Raw genomic sequence first — 20,434 nt, 5'->3', positions numbered from 1 at the left:
CTATCCTATTTCATCACAATTTGGTTACTATTGTAACCGAGAATTTGGGTAAAGTAATTGACTAATTTCGGTGAGATCTTATCGCAATCGGCCTCATCCTCTGCCACAAAGTCCTTGAGCTGGCACATTTCCAACCCCGCATAACCGCAGGGGTTGATATTGCGGAAGGGGGTCAGATCCATATTGATGTTGAGGGCCAGCCCATGGAAGGAGCAACCCTGGCGAATGCGTAAGCCCAGGGAGCAAATTTTCTTGCCGTCAATATAAACACCTGGGGCATCTGGCTTAGGGTAGGCCTCAATGCCATAATCGGCCAGGGTCTTGACCACACATTGCTCAAGAGCCGTCACCAACTGGCGAACATTGACCTCCTTGCCCTCAGCCTTGAGGCGTTTGATATCAATCATCACATACATCACCTGCTGGCCCGGCCCGTGGTAGGTAATCTGCCCGCCCCGATCAGACTGCACCACTGGGATCTTGGTCGGGTTAAGCAGATGTTCTGGCTTGCCGGCCTGGCCTTGAGTAAAGACAGGCGGATGCTGCACCAGCCAGATTTCATCAGCCGTGTCTGCTGTGCGGCTGTCGGTAAAGCTGTGCATGGCATCGAAGGTTTCTTGGTAGTCCCGCAGGCCCAGTTGGCGGATAATAAGTTGGGTCATAATTTTTCTAACCTTGCTAAAATCATTGCTTGTAGTGGTTGATAGTTCACAAAATTTGCAGCAATGGAGGCTTCAATCATTTCTTCTGCTGAAATATCTTGGAAATGTAGAACATACCCTGCTTGTTGAGCAAGTTGTACAATAAATATGCGTTGTGTTCTGCCATTACCTTCCCGAAAAGGGTGTAGCACATTAATCTCACCTAGATAGAAAGCTAAACGTTCAGCCAAAACCTCTTTACTTAAACCTTTTAAATAGTTTTCACCGCTTAGCTTTGCAAAGAGCTTTTGAGCTTCTGCTTCAATTCGATCTGGCATAGCAAAATATGATGTACCTTTAGAGATTGAAATCTGGCGGATTTCCCCTGCCCAAGGGTAAATATCTTCAAAAAGATAGCGATGAATGTAGCACAAGTGTTCAAGATCGAAGCTCCCCTCAATAGGATTGTTTAAGAGTAAAACCATCTTACGAGAAGCAAAAAGAGATTCTGCAAAGTCCAATGCTTCCCAGGTTTTTGCTCCCAGTTTATTGGTTAAAACACCGTTTTCATCAAGATAAGGATCTTTTCCTACGCCATATTTCATAAGCAGATTCCATCAATTTTTCATCGCTGATTTGCCCCTTTGCCCATAAATTTAGCTCACTCAAGGTTTGTGAATCAAGTTGTAAGGATTCAAGGGCAAAGGAATCTTGTGCTAATTGTACTAGTGCTTGTTGGGTTTGCATTAGATCACCATCCTCACCCCATCCACCTTGGCCAGTTCCTTATAAAGGCTTTCCACCTGTTCAAAGTTCTCGGCCACAATATCGATGGAAACGGATTTATAAGTCCCTTTGGAGCTTAGGGTTTCCTTGGGGCTGTAATCGCCCTTGATGTATTGTTGCACCACCTGCACCAAGTCATCAGCCAGGCCTTCACGGTTGGTGCCTGCCACCTTGAAGGTCATCTTGGCTGGAAATTCCATCAATTCTTTGAGTTTTGCGTAATCGTTTTCAGTTGTCATGCTTTTCCTAAAGTATCTTTACTTGTTTAAAGTTTGAAATTCTATACGGATTTAGGCCGAAATCAAAATACTTAAGCGGAATATGATGTCCAAAAGATAGACTAACAAACAAATCTAACTGGATTTTGGGTGGCTTAATCGCTATAATCGCCCTCATTTCCAACCCCTTTTAGCTCAGTGGTTAGAGCAGGCGACTCATAATCGCTTGGTCGCTGGTTCAAGTCCGGCAAGGGGGACCAAATTCCCAAAAAGAAAGGTTGCCTGTTTTGCAGTGCAACCTTTCTTTTTTCTTAGGTACTAGGCTAGATCATCAATCACCAAATAGATCTTCTGCACCGGGCCGTGTACGCCCACCACCTTAATCAGCTCAATATCGGCTGTGGCACTTGGGCCGGAGATGATATTGACACAAGATGGCATCCGCTCACCAGCCTGGGCCTTTTGGTGTAAAACCGTTGCCAGCTGGGCTACCCGTGGTAGTACCGTGCTTTTGCGTACCACGACAATGGATTTTTCAGGCAGAAGACTGACCGAACGGCCCCGATCCTTATCAGAAAAGAGGGCAATCCCGCCCGTTTCTGTTAAACCATATTCGGCAAAGACAATCCCGATATTGGCCTTTTCAGATTTAGCCAGATTTTCCTCTGCTGTCTCTGGCGACCAAACGTGGCTGTCGAATTTGGCCGTGACGGCCTGGGTAATGCCCAGGGCTTCTAAACGTTCGTCCTTGTTAAGCACGATGGCACCGCCGCCGTATTTTTCACAGAGTTCGACCATTTTGGCTGCGGCCTCGGCTTCAGAAGCTACATTCACATCCACCAACATAGTTTTGGCGGTTTCCATAAACTCCTCGACCAAACGCTCAGGCGTGCGGTCGGTTAGGCGGGTTTGGGGGTGGTTATTAACTGGATTGTCAAAGGCAGCCGGCACAGTTTGCAAGGGGCGGCCCATTTTCTTGGCCAATTTTTCTAGGAACTGGCTGCGGTTTTGCTCAAAATTTTGTGCTGTCATTAGTTTTTCTCCCTATTTGCAAACCAAGAGCGGAAGCTCTCACCACTCATTTCAGGTAGATCACGGGCTTTGGTCCATTCTCCCAAGGCACCGATAGACACAGGGGCCTTACCGTTTTTAATGGTCATGCTTGCCACCTTGGCACCCACCTTCATGCCCACCTTCCAGACACTTGGATTGCTGTTGGCAAAGGTGAAGGCCTTGATAGCCAAGCGTTCAGACACAGGGGTTAAACCTTGGTCTGCAATCTTCTCACGGTGTTTGAGGATGAGGTCAGCCAATGGAATTTTCACTGGGCAAACCGAGTTACAGGCCGTACAGAGGGAGCAGGCATAAGGCAACTCTTTAAACTCATCATAGCCCCCAAGAGTGGAGAAATGACCGCCCCGATTGGGCCTGGATAGATGGAACCGTAACCGTGGCCGCCGATTTGGCGGTAGGCAGGGCAGGTATTCAAGCAAGCCCCGCAACGGATACAACGCAAGACCTCTTGGAATTCGCTCTCTAAAATTTCGCTGCGGCCGTTGTCCACAATCACGAGATGGAACTCTTCAGGGCCATCTGTTTCGCCTGGAAGGCGAGGGCCGGTCAGCCAGGTGTTGTAGGCGGTTAATTTTGCCCCTACGGCACTACGGCAAAGCATAGTGATAAGCGGATCAACCTGTTCAAAGGTTGGGGCCATACGTTCCATCCCCATCACGGCAATGTGGGTTTTGGGCACAGTGGTGGCCAAACGCAGGTTGCCCTCGTTGGTCACTAGGCAGACCGAACCGGTTTCTGGCACGGCAAAGTTACAGCCTGAAATACCGATGTCGGCTTCTAAGAAATCCTTACGCAGGGTTTGACGGACAAAGGCGTTCATTTCTTCAGGCTGTTCAGAGCCTTGATAGCCCAGAACTTGAGCCAGCTCCTTGCGGATCTGGTGGCGGTCTTTGTGAATAGCAGGTACTACGATATGGGATGGCTTATCGCCCACGATTTGGAGCAGGTATTCGCCCAAGTCGGTTTCCACCACCTTCATGCCTTCGGCTTCTAAAACGTGGTTGAGGCCGATTTCTTCGGTCACCATGGACTTGGATTTGACGATGGTTTTGGCCTTTTTCTCAAGGGCTACTTGACGAATGTAAGCGGTCGCTTCTTCGGCTGTTTCTGCAAAAAAGACCTTGCCCCCGTTTTGGGTGACTTTCTCGCTGAGTTGGTAGAGGTAGGCATCTAAGTTGGCAATCACATGGTTGCGGATCTGCTTGGCCAGATCCCGCCATTCTTCCCAGTTGCCTAATTCATCCACCATTCTTTGGCGGTTGGCCCCGATGGTTTCTTGGGCCTTAACCACCGCCTTACGCATAATTTCATTGTGAACCGATTTCTCGACACGTGCCTTAAAGGCTAAATCACTGGTTTTTAAAGACATGATCCCCTCCTAGGCAGCTTCTTGCGATAATAAGACTTCAGCAATGTGCATCACTTTCACATTCTGATTTTCACGGCTTAAACGGCCGCCGATGTTCATCAGGCAGCTGACATCCGCTCCGATCAAATAAGTTGGGCGAACAGACATAATGTTCATCACCTTTTCCTTGACCATTTCACCCGAAATTTCGGCCATCTTGACCGAGAAGGTGCCACCGAAGCCGCAGCAGGTTTCTTGGTTGGCAATCGGTTCAAGCTCTAGGCCCTTGACATTGCGGAGCAGGGCAAGAGGCTCATCCTTCACGCCCAATTTGCGGAAGAGGCTGCATGATGGGTGGTAAACGGCCTTGCCGTGGAGGGAGGCGCCCACATCGGTAACGCCTAATTGATTGACGATGAAATCGGTCAGGTCAAAAAAGCGGTCAGCCACTTTTTGTGAACGAGCCGCCCAATCAGGCAGGCCTTGATGCTCAAAATATTCAGGATAGTGTTTGATGGCAGACACGCAAGAGCCAGCTGGGGCGACGATGGGGTAATCGTTCACTTCAAAGGTTTCCACCAGATTTTTCATGCCCTCTAGGGCCTGTTTGGTGTAACCGCTGTTAATGGCAGGCTGCCCACAGCAACCCTGCTTTTCTAAAAAGGTGATTTGGCAGCCGAGTTTTTCCAGCAACAAAACCGAGCTTTTCGCCACGTTGGATTTGGCCATATCGGCAATACAGGTGACGTAAAAATTGACGTTCTTCATAGGAACTCCCACTCAAATAAGAATTATTCAAAAAAACTAGCCCCTAAAGACTAGAAAACCCAACTCAGGGAGTTGGGTTGGAAAAGTTATTTACTGCTGGCGCCAGCCTCTAGGCTGGTGCCTTTGATAAGGCACAAGCGAGGACGCTTGCGCCATCAATCATTCAAACTACAAGCGGCTCAATTCTAGCAAATTTTTGCAAAATTCCTACCGCTTGTTAGAGGTATTTTAGTAGAACAATGGGATGATGAACAAGGCAACTAAGGCAGCGATGATAGCGTAAACCGTCATCGGTACGATGGTTTTCTTGATGATTTCACCTTCTTTGTTCTCAATGCCTAATACAGTGCTTACCGCAATGATGTTGTTGATACAAACCATGTTACCCATTGCACCACCCACAGATTGGAGGGCAAGAATGAGGGTTACAGATAAGCCTGTTGCAGTGGCCGCAGAGTATTGTACTGCACCGAAGGTTAGGTTAGATACGGTGTTAGAGCCTGAGAAGAAGGCACCGATTGCACCTAGGAGCGATGAGAACAGTGTCCAGTATTCACCTGTGGCAGAGGCTAGGCCACGGCCGATGGTTTGTACCATAGAGTCTGCACCGCCGATTAACATCACGTTCACCATAATCAAGGCACCGACCAAGGCGAAGAAGGGTTTTTTCACCTGTTTCAAGCTGGTACCGAAGATGTCCGCTGTTTTGGCACCTGAAAGGGCGAAGAGGGGCACAGAAATTAAGACCGTTACCACGAATGGGATGAGGGCTGGCACATAAAGGAGTTTATAGCTTGAGCCGACACCCGTTTCAAAAATGCCCTTGAGGCTGAAGACCAAGCCTTTACTGATTTCAAATGAACCTAAATAACCTAGAGAAGCCTGGATCATCGGGGTCGCATCGTTCATCATAGCCTTGAATGGCAACTGTTGGATACGGGTGATGATCAAAAGACCAATTAAGATACCCGTTGGTAATAAGGCCTTGGTGATTTGAGCATTGGTGACTTTCTCGCCCTGTAAATCGCCGTGAGCGGTCGCTAAACCAATTCCTTTATTGGCCACACCAACAGAGATGAAAAGACCAATCGCACCACCCACGAGGGACGGGAACTCATAGTTTACTTGGGCAAGTAAGATGTATGGAATCACGCAAGAGAAGATACTGATGTAGATAAAGACGATGTTTTTACGAATATCTTCCCAGCTAACCAAGAAGCGTAGGGCCATCACAGGCACCAGGAGGGCGGCAAAGGCGTGGATAAGGGCGGTCATAGAACCGATCTCAAGGATTTGACCATCGGTTAAAGAGCCGTCTTGTAAGAGCGGGCCGAAACCGAACCAGGTTGGCGTACCCACCGCACCGAAGGAAACCGGCACAGAGTTCATCACCAGGGCAACCATGGCCACCTTAAGTGGGTGGAAGCCGAGACCAACCAAGATTGGGGCAGCGATAGCCGCTGGTGTACCAAAACCACTGGCACCTTCAATCATAAAGGCAAAGGCCCAGGAGATGATCATAATTTGAGCCACTGGATTCGGGTTAATGTTACCCAACCAGGCACGTAAGACGTTCATGGCACCCGATACTTCCATCATACGGTTGAATAAAATCGCACCGAAGATAACGGTAATTGGGGTAAGCACGGAAATAATGCCTGACACCACGTTGGCGTTAAGTAAGACAAACTCGCCACCGAAGTAGGTCAGCTGAATCACATAGACCAGTGCTGCAATCAAAGGAAGCGCAATGTAGGAAGGCATTGCGTTGCGTTTTACCATCAAATAAATTAGTAAAACGATGGGGAAGATACTTAAAAATAGTGCCATAGCACACCTCGTTTTTATTGTTGATATTTTGTAAATTTCGTCACATAAAATTTACAAGCGTAAAAAAGTTTGGCGATTTTAAAGAAGATTTATCAAATAGAGTAGGGGGAATGTTTAGAATTATGATGTTCGTCACAAAATTTACATTCTTTTGAACAAAAAAGAAACGTTTGTAACTAAACTGGGGGAGGGGAATCGTGGAGCAAGGCTCTCTTTTTATATTGGATGAGCCGATTTTAGGCCCAACGAATGGCCCAATTGCTCAAAAATCCATTTTGCCCCTTGCAAATTTTGGTTAGAATGGCCCCGCTTGTTACCACCTGCCAATCCTATGCTTAGAAAACTGACACAAACCTCCGCCTGGGCGGTCTATTCCATTATCGTCCTGCTCTATGTCTTTAGCCTTTGGGCGCTTTTTGACCAAAGTCAGGCCAGCCCTTGGCGTTTGGCTGATAGCCTCTTTATTATTGAGCATAGCCTCTGGCAGGCAGGCTTGTCGGCCCTGGGTTCAACGGTTTGTGGCCTGCTGCTGGCCCGTGCTTTTTTCTATCTTCACTTTTGGGGTAAGGACTGGCTCTATAAGGTTATGAGCTTTGCCTGCGCCCTGCCTTCTCTGGTGGCCATTTTTGCGGTAATTGGGGTTTGGGGCAATGCGGGCTGGCTGGCCAAGACTTTTCAATTTTTCGGCCTAGACTGGCACTTTCAGCTCTATGGCCTCCAGGGCATTCTGATTGCCCATTTCTTCCTTAATATCCCTCTAGTGGCCAAGTATTGCTTGACTGGGCTCAGGCTGATCCCGAGCAACCACCACCGCCTGGCGGCCCAGCTCAATTTAAGGCACTGGCACTACTTCAAGCAGGTGGAACTGCCTGCCCTCAAGGGCATATTGCCCTACGCCTTTGCCACGGTTTTCCTCATTTGTTTTACCAGTTTCCCTATTGTCCTTATGCTAGGCGGTGGGCCCAAATACAGCACTTTAGAAGTAGCCATTTATCAGGCTGTGACCTTTGAGTTTGACCTACACAAGGCAGTGATGTTGATTGGTTTGCAGGTTTTAATCGGCCTTGTCTTGCAAATCGTGATGGACTTGACCACCCGCTATGCCTTTTCCAAACAGCAAACCAGCGCCAATCAGGAAATCTGGACGGCCAAGCCCACAGGCTGGGGTAAATGGGGCCTACAAGCGGTGCTAATTTTGCATATTTTTGCAATTTTATTGCCGCTTGCCAGTGTCCTTTGGGAGGGCTTGAGCGTGTCGCACTTAGGCGAGCGGCTGCAAAACCCTGAATTGTGGAAAGCCGCCCTTTTCTCGCTACTTCTGAGCTTAATCGCCTCTTTTAGCGTTATTTTAATGGTCTATCTCATCGCCCTTGAGGCCCGCCAATTAGCCTTTAAGGGGCAGAAACTCAAGCAGAGTATCTTGGCTGGCGTGGTCACTTACCCGCTCATCTTGCCCATCTTCCTCTTGGCTGTGGGGCTTTTTATGCTCTTGATGGAGGTTGAACTTTCCACGGTCCAACTCCTCTTTTTGGTAGGCATCTGCAATGGCATCACGCTGTTGCCCTTTATCTACCGCCTGATTTTCTCAGCCATGTGGAACAGCCTAGTCAGTCACGATAAGTTAGCCAAGAGCCTGGGGCTGACAGGCTTCAAGCGCTGGTGGATTGTGGAAAAAAAGGCCCTGATTCGCCCGCTTGCCAACGCCTTTGCCCTGGCCATGTCCTTTAGCCTGGGCAGCTTTGCGGTGATTGCCTTTTTCGGCAGCCCTGATTTTAGCTCCCTGCCTTACCTGCTTTATCAGCAGCTAGGATCCTACCGCACCGAAGATGCGGCGGTCACGGCCCTGGTGCTTATGGCCTTCGCCCTACTGCCCTTCCTATTTATTGAACAAAAAGAGAACCTGAAATGATCGACCTCAAGCTTGAATTTGACTACCCTGAAATGCCCATGTTCTTTGATTTACAGGTCAAGCAGGGCGAAAGAATAGGTGTGATTGGTGAAAGTGGAGCGGGCAAGAGTACCCTGCTCAACCTGATTGCTGGCTTTGAGGAGGCCAACCGAGGCAGCCTTCTCCTCAATGGCCAGGATCACTTCCGCACCCAGCCCCATGAGCGGCCTGTGGCCATGCTTTTTCAAGACAATAATCTCTTTCCTCATTTAACAGTGGAGCAGAACATCGGCCTGGCTCTAGCCTCCAGTTTAAGGCTCAATACCGCTCAAAAAGCACAAGTGGCACAAATTGCCCAGCAGATGGGCATTGCCGATCTGCTCAAACGCCCAGCCCACCAGCTTTCAGGCGGACAAAAACAACGGGCAGCCCTGGCCCGCACCCTCTTGCAAGATAAGCCCATTTTGCTGCTAGATGAGCCTTTTTCGGCGCTTGATCCCGACAGAAGGGCAGAATTACTGGACTTGGTTGAGCAAATCTGCCAGGCCCGCAACCTCACCCTCTTAATGGTCACCCACCAAATTGAAGAAACCAAGGGGCTGTTTAACCGTATTTTAACCGTAACAAGCGGGCGGATTTCGGCGTAAATTTGCAAGAATTTCCTTTATCTTGCCCGCTTGCGGGAGAAATAAATCCCACCCCATACGAGCCGTATGGGGTTTCTCAATCTAAGCCCCTCCAGGGCTTAGAGCCACAGAGTGGCTCAGATAAGAAACCTAGCACGGATCGTGCTAGGTGGTCAGCAAGTGGGGAAGGGGGATAATTTTGCACCCAAGCCCATTTAAGGGTAAAATCAGCCTAATTTTTTTCAAGCACGCAAACTATGACAACACAACTGACCATCGACCAAATTCAAGCCCTGTCGGCAGACGATATGCAGGCAGTCAATCAAGAAATCCTGGCTCAACTCAATTCCGAAGTGCCGCTCATTAACCAACTGGGTTATTACATCATCAGCGGTGGCGGCAAACGTATTCGGCCTATGATTGCGGTGCTGGCCGCCCGAGCCTTGGGCTACACGGGTTCAGCCCACATCAACTGTGCGGCCTTTATTGAGTTTGTGCATACAGCCACTCTTTTGCATGATGATGTGGTGGACGAGTCCGACAAACGCCGTGGGCGGGACACGGCCAATGCGGTCTTTGGTAATGCGGCCAGTGTTTTGGTGGGAGACTTTATCTACACCCGCTCCTTCCAGATGATGACCAACACCAACAATCTTGAGGTGCTGAAAATCATGTCGGCGGCCACCAATGTCTTGGCCGAGGGCGAGGTTCAGCAGCTCATTAACTGTAACGACCCAAATACCACTGAAGCCTCTTATATGATGGTTATCTACAGCAAGACGGCCCGCCTCTTTGAAGCGGCGACCCAGTGTTCAGCCATTCTAGCAGGCGGAAATGCGGCACAAATTGAAGCCCTGAAAGACTACGGCCGCTACTTGGGCACAGCCTTCCAGCTTATTGATGATATTTTGGACTACAGTGCCGAAGCCGAAAAATTGGGCAAGAACCCAGGTGATGACCTGGCTGAAGGCAAGCCAACCCTGCCACTCCTGCACGCCATGCGGGAGGGAGATGAAGTTCAAGCCAAACTCATTCGTGAAGCCATTGAACAAGGTGGAAAACGTGAGGCCTTGGAGGAAATTTTAGCCATTATGGCCCAGCATAAGTCGCTGGATTACGCCATGCAAATGGCCAAGGCGGAGGCTCAAAAAGCGGTGGACGCCATTGCTATTCTGCCTGAATCCGACTATAAACAGGCCTTGATTTCACTGGCTTATTTGTCGGTGGATAGAAATTATTAGGCTTTAGGGGATGTTGATAAATCCCCCCCTCAGCCCTTCGGGCAGGTTATTCGCAAGCTCGTTCACTCACTTGCTCACCCTTCGGGTCGTTGCAAGCAACGCTCAAAACGCAAAGCGTTTTGTCCCCCGCAAGCGGGTGGAGCGAAATCTACATAATGTGTGATGAAAACTTCCCTCCACCCGCTTGCGGGGGAGGTGCCGAAGGCGGAGGGGGGCGATTTTAGCGAACGAAAATTGTCAATTTAAGACACATTTATGAAGAGCAACTGCCCCACATTCCTATATCTTCCCTAAATCAAACTTCTCTAAATCAATCTTATTTTCCGTGCCATAAAATTCACACAGGGCCTGGCGGAGTTGTTCAGCCCGCTTGGGCAGATAGCCACGCTCGGCATAGATCTTAACCTGGTCATACACAGCCGCCTTAAAGGCGGAATTATCGCCTGCATCACCTGTTAAGTTATCCGCACTGGCAAAGTAGCGGAAGTTGGCGGCTGTGGCCAGCACCCATTCAAGGGCTTGGGGCTTAACTTCCACGCTTTCAAATTCCCGCTGGCGTTCAGCCGAGCGGCCGTCGGGTTCATACCAGTAGCCAAAATCCTCCAGCTTGCGGCGGGCTTCGCCGGCCACCAGCCAGTGGGCGATTTCGTGCAGGGCGCTGCTGTAGTAGCCGTGGGCGAAAAGAATTACGTTATAAGGCCGGGCGCTGGGCTGGTTGCCTTCGTCTATAAAGGCGGGTAAGTAGATGGGGTAGTCGCCGCCTCGCTCCAGCCGAGTGTTGTGGCTTTCGCCAAAGCAGCGGTTAAAAATGGCCATCAGGTCTTCGATTTGGTGCTTATCTTGGTTCATCTTGTCCTTCAAAAATAAAAATCAGTTTGCTCAGGCAGTCTAGCAGCATCAACTCGCTATTGACGGCATTGATCTGGGCGAGATGGCTTGCGGTTTGCTGTAAGAGGTTTTGCCCCTTGAGCAGGGCTTGAGCGCTCAGGCCTTGGCTAAAGGGGATAATTCCCTTGGCTAAGTCAGGGTTGAGCCAGTGATCTTGGCCAATGCCGAGTTGGGCCTTAAGGGCATCGGCAAAAAAGGATTGCAGCCATTCAAGTTGTTGAAAAATCTGCTCTTTTTCGCTGTCAAAGGCCTTGAACAGGAGGAGCAGATCACGGCTTTTATAAAAACGCCAAAAGGTTTGCAGGAAGGTTTTGCGGGCCTGTAAGCGGTCTTTTTCCAGCCAATCCTTGCAAATAAGCGGGCGGTTGCGGCTTAAACGCAGGGCAGTGGAGAGATCTTCAAAGCTGGTTTGCGGAAATTCTGTCTCCAGCCATTCTAGGGCCTGGAGCGGGTAGGGCGCCTGCAAGAGCCAGGTTTGGCAGCGGCTTTGAATGGTGGCCATCATGGGGGTTTGCAGGGGCACTTCCAGCAAGAAGTAGGTATTGGGCTTGGGTTCTTCTAAACTCTTGAGCAGGGCATTGCTGCTGGCCTCATTGAGTTTTTCGGCATGGCGGATATAAACCACGCTGTTGCCGCCCTGCTGGGCAAATTGTTGCAGCTTGGCCGTGGTGTCACGGATCTGGTCAATGCCGATGTCCTTACCTTCCACTGATTCCAGCAGATGAAAATCAGGGTGGTTGCCGGCCGCTTGCAGCAAACAGCTCTTACACTGGCCGCAGGGCTGATTGCCCTGTTTATCCTGGCAGAGCAGCCAGTTGGCAAAGGCCTGAATAAGCAGAGAAGTCCCCAAGCCCGCTTCCGTTTTAAAAAGCTGGGCATGGTGGCCATGGCCTGCCTTAAAAGAGGCGGTCAGTTGCTGGTAGGTTGGTTGGTGCCAAGGGTAGGATATCATAGGGGATCATCTTAAAAAAACAAGCGGTGCAATTTTCGCAAATTTTTGCAAGAATTGCACCGCTTGATTGCGTTTCTATAGGAAATTAAGCCCTACCAGTAGGCACGCAAGCCTACGAGGGTTTTGTAGTCACGAGATTTGCTGGTTTTTACGCCATTGGTTTCGTCTTTGGTGCGGGTGGCCTGCCATTCTACGAATGGTTTGAGCTTGAGCGAGCCTCGGTTATAAACGAAGTATTCCGTACCCAGCATAAATTGGTGTCTGGTGCGTTTGGTATCATCTGCTGTCACGCCATCAAACTTGTTCACCTTGTAGGCATACATAGTGTAGGCATTCCAGTCCTTGGTCAGTTTTTGATAAACCACTGTACGCACCTCGTGTTCAGTGCGTTTGTTACCCACCGCACCCTGATCCTTGGTCACACGGCGCTCAAGGTCTAAGCCTAGGGTGGTTTTATCGAAGGTGTAGGCAGTGCCAAGGCCGTAGGCTGTGATGCTGTAGGTGCTGTTAGGCTGCTCAAAGCGTTCACGGCTGATACCTGAAGCAAGCTTAATACGTTGGAGATCGTCTAACTTCCAGTTATAAATGGCAGCTAAACCCCATACGTCTTTACGTTTGTTGCTTAAATCTAAGCCATTGTCGCCACGCTTGCTGGCGCCAGCGTAGTAACCACCCACTTTCAAGCCTTCAACACCTCTGTACACATATTGCACGGCACGGCGGGCAGCAAATTCCAAGAGGCCATCGCTGAGGCTGTAGGTGTTTGGTAGGTCGGTTTGTTTGACCTCATCGGTAATCACGGTCATGTTACCGTAGGTCAGTTCACCGTATTGCTTATGGCCGATACCGGCAAAAAGTTGGTGGGTGTAAAGGTGATCAAAATTATGCTGAGAACGAGCATCTACACCACGATTATCTTTACCACGGAAACGCCATTCCACACGGCCTAGGGCGTAGAAATCGTTGGCCAGATTTTGGGTGATGCGGAAGCCAAAACGGGAGCCGTTGTTATCTACGGCTTCGTTGACGTGTCGGCGGGTCACATTGCCATTTTGAAGATTGGTGGTTTTATTTGAAGTGCTTTCCCATTTAAGACGTACTGAACCAGAGAAGTCAATTTTGGTGCCAGTTTCTTCGATATCAAAGGTGTAGGCTTGCGCAGACGTTGCTGCAACAAGGGCTAAGGCCACGAGTGTTTTTTTCATAAGTTTGCTCCGAGTAAGAAAAAATAAAAAAGTGGCGCAAGTTTATTGCTTCTTTTGGAGTTGGTCAAACGGTTTAGCAGCTTCTTGATATAACAAAAAGTTATAATCTATGGCAGGCTTCATATAAGGGCAGCAATGAGCGGATGGTTTGGTAGATAAATTCCACCGCATCTACTTGATCCAGCTCATCTTTTTCTAGGTTTCGGCCAATGCACCAATAGTCTTCCTCATTTTCCAAGAGCAGGGCTTGTTGGCCCATTTCTTGGACAGTGCGGAAGTCGGCATATTCACTTTCGCTGCCCTTCCAGATGTCAAAATCGGCATATTCTTCTCGGTCTAGGCTGTCTAGCCATTGGTTGTAGTGGGAAAGCTTGAATTGTGAACGGTCAGCCCGATAGCAGTGCCAGTCTAGGCTGACTGACAGGCGACGGCGGTTGAGGATAACCGATAAGATAGCAGCCGAATTTTGGTTAAATTCATACTTAAAATAGGCAAAAAAATGCGCCCGCACCTGCCAGCCATTGCACCATTTTTCGATATGGGGCGAGGCAAAGGGAATGCCCAGTTGGCGGGAAACCTCAAGCTGAATGGCCTTCCACTGCTCCCAGGCCTGCTTGTAATCCGCCTTGATTTGGGGAATGGCCTCAGGCTGGTATTTCTTGAGCTGGGCGAATTGAAAGAAGGGCAGATCGAAAAGGGAACAAGATTGGGCAGTCAGTTGGAGATTGTGCATAAAAAGCCTTTGGTGGGGGAACAAGCGGGCAGTATTTTACAAAAATTTGCAAGGGGCGGGAAGCAGATCATGGGCTTGCCTGCAAAGTGTTTGATGGTATCGAAGGGTTTTGTTGGTTAGTAATGGACGGTTTTTGTTTTTAGGTGTAGAATAGTGTTCATTAGTATCAAACGAAACCATTCGATACTATCAAATACTTTAAGAGGTTGAACCTATGCTCCTAAAAACAGACCTTGCCAAAACGATTTTAAACCAAGGTGAACATTTGCTTACCCAGCAAACCTATCCTCGTAAAATGCTAGAAAAGATCAGGATCTTGCCTAATTTTGCTTTGGTTGTTTCAGGTATTCGTCGCAGTGGCAAAAGCACCTTATTAAGCCAACTGATTGATAAACAATCAGAAAATACCTACCTCTTTCTTAACTTTGATACCCCACAGCTGTTTAATTTTGAGTTTGATGATTTTGTTTTGTTAGACGAAATTATTGAAGAAAACCCACAAATCCAAATCCTGTACTTTGATGAAATTCAGATTATTGAAGGTTGGGAAGTTTATGTGCGGGGTAAGCTGGATCAGGGCTATCAAGTGGTAGTGACAGGCTCAAATGCGTCTTTGCTCAGCCGTGAACTGGGCACAAAATTAACAGGGCGACACATCAGCCGTGAGCTTTTCCCCTTCTCTTTTGTTGAATTTTGCGAGTTTCTCCACAAGGAAAAAAATGCCGATACTGTGACGGACTATTTACATCTAGGCGGTTTTCCACAATACCTGCAACTTCAAGAAGATGAAATTTTAACCAGTCTCATTAACGATATTTTGTATCGGGATATTATCGTGCGTTTCGGTATTCGTGATGAACGCTCGATGAAACGTCTCCTGCTTTTTTTGGCTGGCAATGTGGGTAACTTGATTACGGCTGGCAAGCTTAAACAGAGTATTGAAGTGAAAAGTACCTCCACCGTGTTGGAATATCTGTCCCATTTGGAACAAGCCTATGTGATTCAGCTGTTACCCAAATTTTCCTATTCCTACAAAACCCAATTGGCCAATCCACGCAAGGTCTATTTTATCGACAACGGTTTACAACGTGTGATTAGCCCTTCTTTCAATCAAGATCGGGGCAGAAAACTGGAAAATGCGGTATTTTGGGAACTTAGACGGCAATTTTCAGAGCTTTATTATTACAACGAAAATAATAAAGAATGTGATTTTGTGGTCTGTCAAAACAATCAACCTGTGCAACTTATCCAAGTGTGCTGGCAACTCAATGCCGAAAATATGGCTCGTGAACGAGATGGTTTGTTAGATGCAATGGCATATTTTAAACTGGATAAGGGGCTGATCATTAGCCTTGATCAGGAAGATAAAATGATAGTGGATGGAAAAACTATTGAGGTTATGCCATTTTGTAGGGTGTTTGGAGATGGTTAGATAAGCCTAACCGATTATCCAATATCCCCAGTTAGTTGAGCGATTTATAGAATGAAAAGACTTTTAGCCCTTTGCCTAGCCCTAGGCAGTGTTTATGTACAGGCGGACTCCATGAAACTCAAGATTACTCTAAACGACAGCCAAACCTACCCAGCCACCCTGGCAGACAACCCCACCAGCCGCAGCCTTGTCCAGCTCCTGCCCTTGGAAATCGACCTAGAAGATTATTCCCACAATGAAAAGATTTTCTACCCCGCCCAAAAGCTAGACACCGCCCAAGCTCCAGCCGCCTACCAGGCCAAGGCAGGCGATATTACCTACTACGCCCCTTGGGGCGATGTCGCCTTCTTTTTGAGCCAGGCGCGCCTGCCAAGGGATTGATTTATTTGGGGAAATTTGACCAAGATGTCGCCTCTGCACTCAAAAGTGCAGTCAAAATGCGGATTGAATTGGACTAGCAGGAAGCAAGAGTTTTAGATTTTCCTTGACTAACAAGCGGTTGGTTTTTGCAAAAAACTTGCAAATTCTAACCGCTTGCCTACACCTTTAATGCATCCACCACCAACCTAAATACCGCTGAATTCCCCTTTCTACTTGGGTAATAGAGATAAAAAGGCTCGTAGGTCATTGCCCAGTCGGGAAATAGTTCGACTAGGCTGCCGTCTGCCAAGGCGGTTTGGGCGGTGAGTCTTGGTAGCCAGGCGATGCCGATGCCGTCTAGGGCGGCTTGGTAGAGATCGTTATTTAAATTATGGCTAAACTGGGGGGTGGGGCGGTAGCTTGCTACCTTGTCCCCCTGCTGAAATTCCCAAGCCACGGGGTTGCCTTGATCAGCCGTGAACCGCATTGCCAGCGTGATGTGGCTGTTTAGTTCTGCTAGGGTTTCGGGTTTGCCGAATTGGCTCAGATAGTCGGGGCTGGCGACGGTTATCATTTCAAAGGGCTCGGAAATCTTCACCGCAATCATCTCATCATTCAAACTCTCCCCCATTCTCACCCCAAAATCAAAGCCTTGCCCGATGATGTCGCTGAGACTGTTATCACAGAAAATATCCACCCGAATCTGCCGATTGGCCAGCAAGAAGGGGCGGAGTTTGGGGTAAAGCAGGGTTTGGGCGACAAAATCGCTGCAGTTGATCCGCACCAAGCCCTTGGGATTGTCGTGGAAATCGCCCAAGGCATTGACTTCCTGCACAATGCCGGTAAAGAGCGGTTGAATGTGTTGGAATAATTGCAAACCTGCGTCGGTCAGCGAAATGCGGCGGGTGTTGCGGTTAAAGAGCCGAATGGCCAGCTCAGTTTCAAGGTTGCGAATGCTGTGGGACAGGGCGGATTTGGACACGCCCAATCTCTCGGCGGCCAGGGTGAAAGAGCCAGCTTGGGCGATTTGGATAAAGGTGTGGAGGTCGTTAAAGTTGGGCATAAGTTTTCCTTTGTTCTAAATTTCTCAACAGACTGTAAACCAAAAGCCTATTTTTCTCAATAAAAATAGTCGCTATCATAACCGCACTTTCAATCAACAAACAAAAAGGAAAATCTTATGCAAAACGTAGAAAATAAAATCGTGGTAGTGACAGGCGCAAGCAGCGGTATGGGTCAAGAAGTGGCTCGTCATTTGGTTAAGGCTGGGGCGAAAGTGATTTTAGGCGCTCGCCGCCTAGATCGCCTGCACCAACTGGCTGATGAACTGGGCATTTCTCACGATCACTGTGTCGCCACCGATGTGACCAAATTAGAAGACGTGCAAGCCCTGGTCAATCAGGCAGTAAAACTCTATGGCCGTTTGGATGTGATGCTTTCCAACGCCGGTGTGATGCCACTGTCTAACCTAGAAGAACTGAAAATTGACGAATGGAACCAGATGGTTGACATCAACTTCCGTGGCGTATTACACGGCATTGCCGCTGCTCTTCCTGTCATGAAGGAACAAAAATTCGGCCAATTTGTGACCACTGCATCACTGGCGGCCCACATCGTCGGCCCATCAATGGCGGTTTATTCTGCCACCAAACACGCTGTACGCATTGTAATGGAAGGCCTACGCCAAGAAGTTAAACCTTACAACATCCGCACCACCGTGCTTTCCCCTGGCTCTGTAGCAACCGAACTGGGTAACTCCATCAGCAACCCAGATCTGGCCAAATGGGTGGAAGACTTTACCAAAGAACACGCCATGTCCGCCGACAGCTACGCCCGTGCTGCACTCTTTGGCATCAGCCAGCCAGAGAATGTGGACATCAACGAGATTGTGTTTAGACCAACTTCTCAGGCCATGTAGTTTTGTGCAAGCGGTGTAAAAAAGTGAGATTTTGGCACCGCTTGTAGCGGGGAAAGCGTAGAAAAAGTGGATTTGAGCCTGAAAAAACGTTCAAATCCTTTTTATTTCTAGACAGAAGGCCTTTGGCTGGTTAAAATTCAGGTCTATTTTTCTATCAAAAAATCCCTATTGAGGTTAATTAAATGTCAATTTCTATTGAAACAACTCAAGGCTTAGAACGCCGTGTCTCTCTTACTGTGCCAGCTGACAAAATCGAAGCGGCCTATCGTGAAGAAATGAAAAAAGTCGCCAAACAGGCTCGTGTTGATGGTTTCCGTAAGGGTAAAGTGCCACACACTATTTTAGAGCAACGCTTTGGTTTAGGCGTACGCCAAGATGTGCTTTCAGATGAAATGCAACGTGCCTTCTTTGATGCGGTAATTGGTAACAAGATCAACCTAGCAGGCCGCCCAACCTTTACCCCAGAACAATACCAACCAGGCCAAGATTTCACTTTCTCTGCTACTTTTGAAGTCTTCCCAGAAGTGGAATTAAAGGGCTTAGAAAACATTGAAGTGGAAAAACCAGTGGTTGAAATCACTGACGCTGACCTAGACAAGATGTTAGACGTGCTTCGCAAACAACAAGCCACTTGGTCTGAAAGCCAAGAAGCGGCTCAAGCCGAAGACCGTGTAACCATCGACTTCTCAGGCTCTGTAGATGGCGAAGAATTTGAAGGCGGCAAGGCTCAAGACTTCGTGTTATTTATGGGCCAAGGCCGTATGATCCCAGGTTTTGAAGATGGCATCGTGGGTAAAAAAGCCGGCGAAGCCTTTGACATTGATGTCACCTTCCCAGAAGACTACCACGCTGAAAACCTCAAGGGCAAGGCAGCTAAATTCGCTATTACCCTGAAAAAAGTAGAAGTGATGGTGTTACCAGAACTGACTGAAGAATTCGTACAAAAATTCGGTGCTGGCAAGTCTGTTGAAGAATTGCGTGCTGAAATCAAGAAAAATATGCAACGTGAGCTGAAAAATGCCGTAACTGCCCGTGTGAAAAACCAAGTAATTGATGGCTTAATCGCACAAAATGAAGTTGAAGTGCCAAAAGCTGCCGTTGCAGAAGAAATTGATGTCTTACGCAACCAGGCCGTACAACGCTTTGGCGGCAAACCAGAAATGGCTGCCCAACTTCCTGCGGAACTCTTTGAAGAGCAAGCCAAACGCCGTGTTCAAGTTGGCCTTCTTTTCTCAGCCATTATTGGCCAAAACGAGTTAAAAGTGGATGAAGAGCGTGTGAAAGAAACCATTGCTGAACTGGCTTCTGCCTACGAGCAACCAGCTGAAGTCGTGGAATACTATGCGAAGAACCCACAATTAACCGATAACATCCGTAATGTGGTACTTGAAGAGCAAGCGGTTGATGCAGTACTGGCCAAGGCCAAAGTGACTGAAAAAGCCTCTTCTTTTGATGAGATCATGGCTCAACAGCCACAAGCTTAAGATAAGATCGTTTGTAGGGTGGGGTTTTTACCCCACCATTTTTGCATCTATTAAGGAAACCCAATGGATCTAACCTTTACTCAACAAGTCCAACAATTTGCAGCCAACCACCCCATTATGATTGCCGCCTGGGTGGGTTTATTTGTGGCTGTGGTTGTGATGTTCTACAAGGGGGCGACCAGCAAATTCAAGGTGATTGACAACAACGAAGCCGTTCGCTTAATCAACAAAGAAGAAGGTGTCGTGGTCGATCTCCGTTCTGATGATGAGTTCCGTGCAGGCCATATCATCGACAGCCACCACCTCCTGCCAAGCCAAATCAAGTCTAACAATACCCAGCCTATTGATAAGTTTAAGGATCGCCCTGTTATCTTGGTTGATCTCAACGGCTTAACAGCGGGATCGAATGCAAACTTATTGGTTAAGGCTGGCTTTAGCAAGGTCTTTGTGCTAAAAGATGGCATCAGCGCCTGGCGGACAGGCAATTTGCCGCTGGTTAAAAAACATAAATAATTAACTCTCACTAAGGAACGATTATGTCTGAAGAAAATCAAGTTGCAGCAAGTGAAGAAAAAGTGCCTTTTGAGCTTCACATTCAACGTGTCTATGTTAAAGATGTGTCTTTTGAAGCCCCTAATCTCCCAACCATCTTCCAACAGCCTTGGGATCCTGAACTAGGCTTTGAGCTAGACACGGAAACCAAGCAATTAGATGAAAACCTCTACGAAGTCTGCCTCCACATCAACGTGCAAACCACCATGAAAGAGTCTGGCGACGTAGCCTTTATTTGTGAAGTCAAACAAGCTGGCGTCTTTACCATTACTGGTATCGAAGGCGTACAACTTGCCCACTGCCTTGCCGCTCAATGCCCGAGCATTCTTTACCCTTATGCCCGTGAATTGATTGCAAGCCTAGTGAACCGCGGCACCTTCCCAGCCCTTAACCTGTCACCAGTAAACTTCGATGCCTTGTTTATGGACTACCTCAACAACCAAGAACAAGCCCAACAAGAAGAAGCTCCGACAGTAAACTAGGTTTTTCT

At 48.2% G+C, this 20,434-nt stretch carries 19 protein-coding genes, 1 tRNA gene and 2 pseudogenes; 10 read left to right on the top strand and 12 right to left on the bottom strand.

Annotation, left to right across the window (positions count from 1 at the left end):
* Nucleotides 1-5 precede the first annotated feature (5 nt).
* The 3 genes from A4G20_10185 to A4G20_10175 all read right to left on the bottom strand — a co-directional run bounded on the left by A4G20_10185 (nucleotide 6) and on the right by A4G20_10175 (nucleotide 1,666).
* Nucleotides 6-662 carry an octanoyltransferase gene (locus A4G20_10185; protein ID QIW16667.1) on the bottom strand — a complete coding sequence of 219 codons (657 nt, stop codon included), beginning with the start codon at nucleotides 660-662 and terminating at the stop codon, nucleotides 6-8.
* Complete coding sequence (locus tag A4G20_10180) at nucleotides 659-1,246, bottom strand: cell filamentation protein Fic (GenBank protein QIW16666.1); 588 nt, start codon at nucleotides 1,244-1,246, stop codon at nucleotides 659-661. The genes A4G20_10185 and A4G20_10180 overlap by 4 nt, the downstream gene beginning before the upstream one ends.
* 141 nt (nucleotides 1,247-1,387) lie before the next feature.
* The gene (locus A4G20_10175) at nucleotides 1,388-1,666 is read right to left on the bottom strand and encodes a hypothetical protein (GenBank protein ID QIW16665.1); all 279 of its coding nucleotides are present in this window, start codon (nucleotides 1,664-1,666) and stop codon (nucleotides 1,388-1,390) included.
* Nucleotides 1,667-1,829: 163 nt separating this feature from the next.
* Here A4G20_10175 and A4G20_10170 point away from each other — a divergent pair.
* A tRNA-Met gene (locus A4G20_10170) sits at nucleotides 1,830-1,905 on the top strand.
* A gap of 58 nt (nucleotides 1,906-1,963) precedes the next feature.
* Here A4G20_10170 and A4G20_10165 read toward each other — a convergent pair.
* The 4 genes and pseudogenes from A4G20_10165 to A4G20_10150 all read right to left on the bottom strand — a co-directional run bounded on the left by A4G20_10165 (nucleotide 1,964) and on the right by A4G20_10150 (nucleotide 6,665).
* A complete protein-coding gene (locus A4G20_10165; protein QIW16664.1) occupies nucleotides 1,964-2,677 on the bottom strand; it encodes a lactate utilization protein B/C in 714 nt (237 codons plus the stop codon).
* Nucleotides 2,677-4,088, bottom strand: a pseudogene (locus A4G20_10160) (iron-sulfur cluster-binding protein). Before A4G20_10160 ends, A4G20_10165 begins: the two are co-directional and overlap by 1 nt.
* A gap of 9 nt (nucleotides 4,089-4,097) precedes the next feature.
* Complete coding sequence (locus A4G20_10155) at nucleotides 4,098-4,835, bottom strand: hypothetical protein (GenBank protein ID QIW16663.1); 738 nt, start codon at nucleotides 4,833-4,835, stop codon at nucleotides 4,098-4,100.
* 228 nt (nucleotides 4,836-5,063) lie between these two features.
* Nucleotides 5,064-6,665, bottom strand: coding sequence for a lactate permease (locus tag A4G20_10150; GenBank protein ID QIW16662.1), 1,602 nt, complete (start codon nucleotides 6,663-6,665; stop codon nucleotides 5,064-5,066).
* Between the two features lie 331 nt (nucleotides 6,666-6,996).
* Here A4G20_10150 and A4G20_10145 point away from each other — a divergent pair, with 331 nt between their 5' ends.
* The 3 genes from A4G20_10145 to A4G20_10135 all read left to right on the top strand — a co-directional run bounded on the left by A4G20_10145 (nucleotide 6,997) and on the right by A4G20_10135 (nucleotide 10,420).
* On the top strand, nucleotides 6,997-8,574 hold the full coding sequence (locus A4G20_10145; GenBank protein ID QIW16661.1) for a thiamine/thiamine pyrophosphate ABC transporter permease ThiP: 1,578 nt from the start codon (nucleotides 6,997-6,999) through the stop codon (nucleotides 8,572-8,574).
* Nucleotides 8,571-9,200 (top strand): thiamine ABC transporter, ATP-binding protein, encoded by a 630-nt coding sequence (locus A4G20_10140; protein ID QIW16660.1) that lies wholly within the window; start codon nucleotides 8,571-8,573, stop codon nucleotides 9,198-9,200. Before A4G20_10145 ends, A4G20_10140 begins: the two co-directional genes overlap by 4 nt.
* A 236-nt stretch (nucleotides 9,201-9,436) precedes the next feature.
* Nucleotides 9,437-10,420 (top strand): octaprenyl diphosphate synthase, encoded by a 984-nt coding sequence (locus A4G20_10135; protein ID QIW16659.1) that lies wholly within the window; start codon nucleotides 9,437-9,439, stop codon nucleotides 10,418-10,420.
* Between the two features lie 279 nt (nucleotides 10,421-10,699).
* Here the strand turns inward: A4G20_10135 and A4G20_10130 are convergent, their stop codons facing one another.
* The 4 genes from A4G20_10130 to A4G20_10115 all read right to left on the bottom strand — a co-directional run bounded on the left by A4G20_10130 (nucleotide 10,700) and on the right by A4G20_10115 (nucleotide 14,198).
* Entirely contained in the window at nucleotides 10,700-11,269 is a 570-nt protein-coding gene (locus tag A4G20_10130) for an ATPase (protein ID QIW16658.1), read from the bottom strand.
* Nucleotides 11,256-12,260 carry a DNA polymerase III subunit delta' gene (locus A4G20_10125; GenBank protein ID QIW16657.1) on the bottom strand — a complete coding sequence of 335 codons (1,005 nt, stop codon included), beginning with the start codon at nucleotides 12,258-12,260 and terminating at the stop codon, nucleotides 11,256-11,258. The genes A4G20_10130 and A4G20_10125 overlap by 14 nt, the downstream gene beginning before the upstream one ends.
* Nucleotides 12,261-12,352: 92 nt before the next feature.
* A complete protein-coding gene (locus tag A4G20_10120; protein ID QIW16656.1) occupies nucleotides 12,353-13,465 on the bottom strand; it encodes a porin in 1,113 nt (370 codons plus the stop codon).
* 100 nt (nucleotides 13,466-13,565) lie between these two features.
* Complete coding sequence (locus A4G20_10115; GenBank protein QIW16655.1) at nucleotides 13,566-14,198, bottom strand: hypothetical protein; 633 nt, start codon at nucleotides 14,196-14,198, stop codon at nucleotides 13,566-13,568.
* 214 nt (nucleotides 14,199-14,412) lie between these two features.
* On the opposite strand from A4G20_10115, the gene A4G20_10110 reads away from it, so the two are divergent.
* Together A4G20_10110 and A4G20_10105 are read left to right on the top strand one after the other, a co-directional pair.
* Nucleotides 14,413-15,630 carry an AAA family ATPase gene (locus tag A4G20_10110; GenBank protein ID QIW16654.1) on the top strand — a complete coding sequence of 406 codons (1,218 nt, stop codon included), beginning with the start codon at nucleotides 14,413-14,415 and terminating at the stop codon, nucleotides 15,628-15,630.
* Between the two features lie 111 nt (nucleotides 15,631-15,741).
* A pseudogene (locus A4G20_10105) lies at nucleotides 15,742-16,088 on the top strand (hypothetical protein).
* 80 nt (nucleotides 16,089-16,168) lie between these two features.
* On the opposite strand, the gene A4G20_10100 reads toward A4G20_10105, so the two are convergent.
* Nucleotides 16,169-17,053: a LysR family transcriptional regulator gene (locus tag A4G20_10100; GenBank protein ID QIW16653.1), complete on the bottom strand. Its 885-nt coding sequence runs from the start codon at nucleotides 17,051-17,053 to the stop codon at nucleotides 16,169-16,171.
* 117 nt (nucleotides 17,054-17,170) lie between these two features.
* Between A4G20_10100 and A4G20_10095 the strand changes: the two genes are divergently transcribed.
* The 4 genes from A4G20_10095 to A4G20_10080 all read left to right on the top strand — a co-directional run bounded on the left by A4G20_10095 (nucleotide 17,171) and on the right by A4G20_10080 (nucleotide 20,426).
* Nucleotides 17,171-17,908 carry an oxidoreductase gene (locus tag A4G20_10095; protein ID QIW16652.1) on the top strand — a complete coding sequence of 246 codons (738 nt, stop codon included), beginning with the start codon at nucleotides 17,171-17,173 and terminating at the stop codon, nucleotides 17,906-17,908.
* Nucleotides 17,909-18,090: 182 nt separating this feature from the next.
* Nucleotides 18,091-19,392 (top strand): trigger factor, encoded by a 1,302-nt coding sequence (locus tag A4G20_10090; protein ID QIW16651.1) that lies wholly within the window; start codon nucleotides 18,091-18,093, stop codon nucleotides 19,390-19,392.
* A gap of 63 nt (nucleotides 19,393-19,455) precedes the next feature.
* Entirely contained in the window at nucleotides 19,456-19,905 is a 450-nt protein-coding gene (locus A4G20_10085; protein ID QIW16650.1) for a rhodanese-like domain-containing protein, read from the top strand.
* 23 nt (nucleotides 19,906-19,928) lie between these two features.
* Nucleotides 19,929-20,426, top strand: a complete 498-nt coding sequence (locus A4G20_10080) for a protein-export chaperone SecB (GenBank protein QIW16649.1) — start codon at nucleotides 19,929-19,931, stop codon at nucleotides 20,424-20,426.
* Nucleotides 20,427-20,434 lie beyond the last annotated feature (8 nt).

The organism is Pasteurellaceae bacterium RH1A, from assembly GCA_012221805.1.
GTDB lineage: Bacteria > Pseudomonadota > Gammaproteobacteria > Enterobacterales > Pasteurellaceae > RH1A.
The sequence above is the reverse complement of the archived record's forward strand: the minus strand, read 5'-3'. Positions and strand labels throughout refer to the sequence as shown.

Bases quoted from the DNA above. Each gene is read 5' to 3' on its own strand.
- A4G20_10145 (QIW16661.1), top strand. From the start codon at position 6,997: ATGCTTAGAAAACTGACACAAACCTCCGCCTGGGCGGTCTATTCCATT.
- A4G20_10090 (QIW16651.1), top strand. From the start codon at position 18,091: ATGTCAATTTCTATTGAAACAACTCAAGGCTTAGAACGCCGTGTCTCT.
- A4G20_10135 (QIW16659.1), top strand. From the start codon at position 9,437: ATGACAACACAACTGACCATCGACCAAATTCAAGCCCTGTCGGCAGAC.
- A4G20_10100 (QIW16653.1), bottom strand. From the start codon at position 17,053: ATGCCCAACTTTAACGACCTCCACACCTTTATCCAAATCGCCCAAGCT.
- A4G20_10165 (QIW16664.1), bottom strand. From the start codon at position 2,677: ATGACAGCACAAAATTTTGAGCAAAACCGCAGCCAGTTCCTAGAAAAA.
- A4G20_10120 (QIW16656.1), bottom strand. From the start codon at position 13,465: ATGAAAAAAACACTCGTGGCCTTAGCCCTTGTTGCAGCAACGTCTGCG.
- A4G20_10115 (QIW16655.1), bottom strand. From the start codon at position 14,198: ATGCACAATCTCCAACTGACTGCCCAATCTTGTTCCCTTTTCGATCTG.
- A4G20_10110 (QIW16654.1), top strand. From the start codon at position 14,413: ATGCTCCTAAAAACAGACCTTGCCAAAACGATTTTAAACCAAGGTGAA.
- A4G20_10095 (QIW16652.1), top strand. From the start codon at position 17,171: ATGCAAAACGTAGAAAATAAAATCGTGGTAGTGACAGGCGCAAGCAGC.
- A4G20_10130 (QIW16658.1), bottom strand. From the start codon at position 11,269: ATGAACCAAGATAAGCACCAAATCGAAGACCTGATGGCCATTTTTAAC.
- A4G20_10155 (QIW16663.1), bottom strand. From the start codon at position 4,835: ATGAAGAACGTCAATTTTTACGTCACCTGTATTGCCGATATGGCCAAA.
- A4G20_10150 (QIW16662.1), bottom strand. From the start codon at position 6,665: ATGGCACTATTTTTAAGTATCTTCCCCATCGTTTTACTAATTTATTTG.
- A4G20_10140 (QIW16660.1), top strand. From the start codon at position 8,571: ATGATCGACCTCAAGCTTGAATTTGACTACCCTGAAATGCCCATGTTC.
- A4G20_10180 (QIW16666.1), bottom strand. From the start codon at position 1,246: ATGAAATATGGCGTAGGAAAAGATCCTTATCTTGATGAAAACGGTGTT.
- A4G20_10175 (QIW16665.1), bottom strand. From the start codon at position 1,666: ATGACAACTGAAAACGATTACGCAAAACTCAAAGAATTGATGGAATTT.
- A4G20_10085 (QIW16650.1), top strand. From the start codon at position 19,456: ATGGATCTAACCTTTACTCAACAAGTCCAACAATTTGCAGCCAACCAC.
- A4G20_10185 (QIW16667.1), bottom strand. From the start codon at position 662: ATGACCCAACTTATTATCCGCCAACTGGGCCTGCGGGACTACCAAGAA.
- A4G20_10125 (QIW16657.1), bottom strand. From the start codon at position 12,260: ATGATATCCTACCCTTGGCACCAACCAACCTACCAGCAACTGACCGCC.
- A4G20_10080 (QIW16649.1), top strand. From the start codon at position 19,929: ATGTCTGAAGAAAATCAAGTTGCAGCAAGTGAAGAAAAAGTGCCTTTT.